Source organism: Acinetobacter sp. YH01020, assembly GCF_013420275.1.
GTDB classification, from domain to species: domain Bacteria; phylum Pseudomonadota; class Gammaproteobacteria; order Pseudomonadales; family Moraxellaceae; genus Acinetobacter; species Acinetobacter amyesii.
The window spans coordinates 1-4,690 of record NZ_VOYN01000074.1 but is presented as its reverse complement, the minus strand read 5'-3'; the positions used below and the strand labels follow the sequence as shown (position 1 = coordinate 4,690).

At 40.0% G+C, this 4,690-nt stretch carries 6 protein-coding genes and 2 pseudogenes; 4 read left to right on the top strand and 4 right to left on the bottom strand.

What is annotated here, in order from left to right; all coding sequences use genetic code 11:
- Together FTT85_RS17130 and FTT85_RS17125 are read right to left on the bottom strand one after the other, a co-directional pair.
- The coding region (locus FTT85_RS17130) for a BapA prefix-like domain-containing protein (protein ID WP_180184037.1) at nt 1–833 on the bottom strand (833 nt) is incomplete at its 3' end.
- 268 nt (nt 834–1,101) lie between these two features.
- Nucleotides 1,102–1,254: a hypothetical protein gene (locus tag FTT85_RS17125; protein ID WP_180184035.1), complete on the bottom strand. Its 153-nt coding sequence runs from the start codon at nt 1,252–1,254 to the stop codon at nt 1,102–1,104.
- Nucleotides 1,255–1,274: 20 nt separating this feature from the next.
- Here FTT85_RS17125 and FTT85_RS17120 point away from each other — a divergent pair.
- Nucleotides 1,275–1,553, top strand: a pseudogene (locus FTT85_RS17120) (transposase); the annotation flags it as partial.
- A gap of 5 nt (nt 1,554–1,558) precedes the next feature.
- Here the strand turns inward: FTT85_RS17120 and FTT85_RS17115 are convergent.
- A pseudogene (locus FTT85_RS17115) lies at nt 1,559–1,696 on the bottom strand (zinc ribbon domain-containing protein); the annotation flags it as partial.
- A 62-nt stretch (nt 1,697–1,758) separates the two neighbouring features.
- Between FTT85_RS17115 and FTT85_RS17110 the strand changes: the two are divergent.
- The gene (locus tag FTT85_RS17110; protein WP_257232191.1) at nt 1,759–2,157 is read left to right on the top strand and encodes a transposase; all 399 of its coding nucleotides are present in this window, start codon (nt 1,759–1,761) and stop codon (nt 2,155–2,157) included.
- Here FTT85_RS17110 and FTT85_RS17105 read toward each other — a convergent pair.
- Nucleotides 2,050–2,445, bottom strand: coding sequence for a hypothetical protein (locus FTT85_RS17105; RefSeq protein ID WP_180184034.1), 396 nt, complete (start codon nt 2,443–2,445; stop codon nt 2,050–2,052). The two genes, FTT85_RS17110 and FTT85_RS17105, sit on opposite strands and share 108 nt — an antisense overlap.
- Nucleotides 2,446–2,884: 439 nt before the next feature.
- On the opposite strand from FTT85_RS17105, the gene FTT85_RS17100 reads away from it, so the two are divergent.
- Entirely contained in the window at nt 2,885–3,223 is a 339-nt protein-coding gene (locus FTT85_RS17100; protein WP_180184036.1) for a helix-turn-helix domain-containing protein, read from the top strand.
- Nucleotides 3,213–4,475, top strand: a complete 1,263-nt coding sequence (locus FTT85_RS17095) for a type II toxin-antitoxin system HipA family toxin (RefSeq protein ID WP_257232190.1) — start codon at nt 3,213–3,215, stop codon at nt 4,473–4,475. The genes FTT85_RS17100 and FTT85_RS17095 overlap by 11 nt, the downstream gene beginning before the upstream one ends.
- The last annotated feature ends 215 nt before the right edge of the window (nt 4,476–4,690 follow it).

Below are 4,690 nucleotides of genomic sequence, written 5' to 3'. Positions count from 1 at the left end.
TCAGACTGTTCAACTTTGCCGTCTGCAACAGCTTTAGCGCGTTCTGTAATCGCCGCATCAATCGCTGCTTTCGCATCCGCAAGTAAGCCTGCTGCTTCGGTAAATTCGGTAATTTCACCAACCGCTGGCAAGTCGTTAACTGTAGGTTTTGTCAATGCATCTAGACGGTCTTTTAAATCACCTACCGCATCGGCTGGTAACGCTTCTACTTTTTTCTGAGCATCAGTTTTCGCTTTCTCTGCATCTTCTACCGCTTTAACCAGATCATCATGTTCTTGCTGCGTGATGTTGCCATCTTTCTTCGCTTCAGTTACAGCTTTTTCTGCGGCTTTATAAGCGTTTTCTGCAGCTTTAACTGCGGCTTCCGCTGCTTTATATGCTGCTGACGGTCCTTGGTCGCCCCCACCATTTCCGCCGCCACCTAAGCCTGCAGCCAAACCACCTACAGCAACTGCCCCCGCAGCCCACGCCCAAAGAGGCACGCCCTCTGAATATAATAATGGCTCAATTGTCGTTAATGGCTCATACACCACTTCAGCAAGAAATGCGCCTGTTTCATCCGTTAACTTCACCCAAAGCAACTGATTGCCATCTTCTAATACCAGACTGTTATCGGTTGCTGTCGTGGTGCTATAGAAATTTTGAATCACAATAACTTCACCGCTTTTTAAACGAATGACAACATCCGCTCCATTGCGCTGAATCTCTGAAATATCTGCTTTTGCAACCCCTAATGTCACCACCGAGGCTTCGGTGAGTGCAACACTATTCTTATCTGTCGTCTGAGATAAAACCTCGTGTCCTTCTTTTGCAACAATTTTAATACTTGGCATGCTTACACCCTGATTGTTAAATTTTAATAGCTAAAAAGTAAACAAAAATACATAGACAGCATACAATACATTAGAAAAAATGCGAATTAACTTGCATAATTTTAATTAAATTTTAAATGTTATACATATTTCTATGTATAGCTACCTCTTATTTCTGTTCGTATAAGCCCCAAATTTAAAATTAGATCTATTCTATTCAAATTTAAGTTACAATCTGGGTGTGGGGTCGGCGTAATTCTGTAAATTTATCTTTCAATGACTTCGTATTTTACCTAGATGGAATCACTGCATGGGCTTGCTGATCCGCATCTGCAATGACCTTACGGTATTGTTTTATGTCATAATCCTCATCTGTATAGTTGGATTGACTATGTAACCCACATTCTTTCAATGAACCGTACCGAGTTTGTCGGAGAGTCAATATTCTGAGAGACTATCCCGATGACAAAATTAAAATATACCCCTGAAATCAGAGAAAGAGCGGTTCAATTATTGATTGAATCCGAAAAAGATTATCCTTCTACTTGGGCTGCAATCACAGCAATTGCTCCTAAGATTGGCTGTACTCCTGAAACACTACGTGTTTGGTATCAAAAATATTTAGATAAACAAAATCCGGTTAAAGTACATCAGCTTTCAGACCAAGAACGTATCAAACAACTGGAACGCGAAAATAAAGAACTGCAACGTGCTAACGAAATTCTACGTAAAGCAGCCGCCCCCCCTTAAAAGAGGGTGATTCCTACAGCTAGACGCTTATGCCCAAGCGCAAGAATGTTTAGAGCTGAGTTTATATCTCGATCATGAGCTGTACCACAGCTCATGCACTCCCATTCTCTTATTTCAAGATCTGTCCTACCTTGTATCTTAGTTTGTATAGTGATTAGTGAGTAATTAAAACACTATATGGATTGTAGAGGTACACATGATTACATTGGGTATTGATGTCAGTAAAGCCAAAATTGATTGTTGTATTTTTCCTTCTGGTCTAACTGGAAAAAGAAAAACCAAAAGGTTTGATAATGCACAATCTGGTTTTGTTAAACTCGTAAAGTGGTTAACCGTACTAGATGTTAATTTATCAGACACTCGGGCTGTAATGGAAGCTACATCGGTATATCATGAGAATCTAGCTCATTTTTTATATGATATGGAATTAACAATATGTATCGCTAATCCTGCAAGAGTTCGAGCGTTTGCAAAAGGATTATCAATGCTAAATAAAACTGACCCTATCTATTGTTTTACTCTGCAATCCTGCAAAATTTTTATAATTAGCCAATTTTTTATCTACAACATAAGAATGTTTAATCACATTGTTTAAAATCCGAAGCTCATCAATCAATTGGTATGAAAGTGCATTAGACATATTTAATCCACGATCACATAAGTAGCGCTCAATCTCATGCCATTTGTGCGATAAACGCATACCCGGATAATACAAACCTAAACAGCGATTAGTGAATTGCTCAATTGCGGCCCACAAATTAATCACTAAACTCTCATCAGCCAATGAACCCACACGGCGATTTTGCTCTTTGTGATTAAAGTTTGGCGATACCATTCTAAACCCGGATGTCATCTCTGGATCATCCTCAATATCCTCAAACAAGTTGCCCAATCTGAATTAAATCGTTTAAATACAGGGTAAATAACTTCACCATTCTGTTTATGTACAGACATTGCAAACCTATGAAACATTACCATGTCATCTATGCGCTGCATGGCCTGCGTTTTTAATGACATACGTTCCATGACGCATTCACCTAAAGGATAACGACTTACTTCCCTGAGCATTAACCTTACATTGCTATTAGTTTCACAAAATTGCTCCATTTCCAAAAGAATTTTCGGTTGATCCATTACTTTACCTTTCTTTTATTTCTCGCACTTACACAGCGCACTTCCTCTCAAGTCAATTTAAATTATGCACCAACCCTGCAAATAGGCTCAAGAGCTTAAAATCTCTTACAAATATAATTTAAAAACACCCATAAAATACTGCTTAAGTCGTTTAATCGGTATATAATGACCGTATTGAGGAGATTTTCATGAAAAGAGCAGCAAGTGATTTTATGCTTGAGGGTGTTGAAGATCTGTTAGTTCAGATCGGGAATAACATTAAAACAGCACGCATGAACCGGAATATGACGATTAGCGAATTGGCTAACCGTGTGCATGTGGATGAAAAGACAATCTCACGACTTGAAAGCGGCAAACCCAGCTCTAACCTAAAAAATCTTATTTCCATTCTCGTTGTATTTGGCTTGGAAGACAGTTTGCTTAGTATTGCGAACCCACAAAATGACGAAGTTGGAAAAGCACTCGCTACCAAAAAAGTTCGAGTCCGCGCTAATAATAAATCAGAGGATATGAGTGATGACTTCTAAAAACCTATCCATGCAAGAAGAAATTAAGAGCTGCTACATTTTTTTGGATACAGGCGATACGCCGCAAGTTGTTGCTCAATATGCGCTCAAAGATTCAATCTATAATTTTATTTATGGTAAGAGCTATTTGGATCTCAATAACTCATTTGAGCTTGATCCAATTAACCTACCATTTATTACACCCAACACGGCGTACACCACTGCAGCTAAAGATGGCTTTGGCGTACTTGCAGATGCTACGCCCGACAATTGGGGTCATAAGCTTACGTTAACCCAGCACACTCGCGTACCACTCAATCAAATTGAATGGCTTATTGCGGCACGTGGTAATGCAGTTGGGTGCTTAGTGGCGAGTTTGTCTTCTAAAGCGGTCAAAACCGTTGGCAAAGAATCCTTTGTTAAATTCTCTGACTTACAGGCTTACTTAAAATTATCTAAAGCAGTTGATCAGCACCAAGACCCGAACATGATCAGCATGATGACCGATAATTATTTATCAAAACTCATTCACCATGGGTCATCAATGGGGGGTGCGCGACCTAAAGTGGTCGTACAGCACAAAGGCATTGAGTGGATTGCGAAATTCAATAAATCCGATGACCTCTTTGATAATGCAAAAGTTGAATATGCATCAATGAAGATGGCGCAAGCTTTAGGTTTGAATGTCAGCAATGTCGAGCTTGAAGAAGTTGAAGGCAACCCTATTTTGCTTGTTGAGCGCTTTGATCGTAACTGCCCTGAGCGAAAGAAACACTACATCAGCGCACACAGCCTTATGAACATCCGTAAAGTGCGCGTAGACGACTTAAAGATGTCTTATATGCATTTGTCTAAGATCTGCAGTCAAATTTGCCATGACGCAATCAGCAATCAATTAGAGCTATATAAGCGCATGGTCTTGAATGTGATGATCAGTAATACAGATGATCATTTAAAAAACCATGGCTTCTTAATGCATGACATGAAAAATCATCATTATTCACTCAGCCCTCTATTTGATGTTCTACCGCACGGATCTCGCGCATCTTACCCAAAAGAACATGCGATCGCCGTGGGAGAAGAAGGCCGAATCGGAACGGCGCAAAATCTATTGAGTCGCTGCAATGCCTTTGGGTTAACCGAGTTTCAGGCAAAAGAGATCATAAAGAATGTTCGAGATGTACTTGAGTCAAGAGATGAATTCTTTAAGGATGCTGAAATGAGCGACTACCAAATGAGACAACTGGACCATTACTACAATCTAGGCAACTAAAAAACCGCCCATTTGAACTGAACCCCAAATCTTGGACAGTTTAGTTAACAACAGGATTGAGTTCTGAATTGAACAAGGCTCAATCCTTTTGACATACTCCCACCACCAAGCTAAGAGCTATGGTGGGGGAATCTTTGCGACCCATGCAATCTTAGAGATTGCACCTTTCGATACCGCACTGCGCTGACAGTATGGCGGTACAGGAACTCTTTATA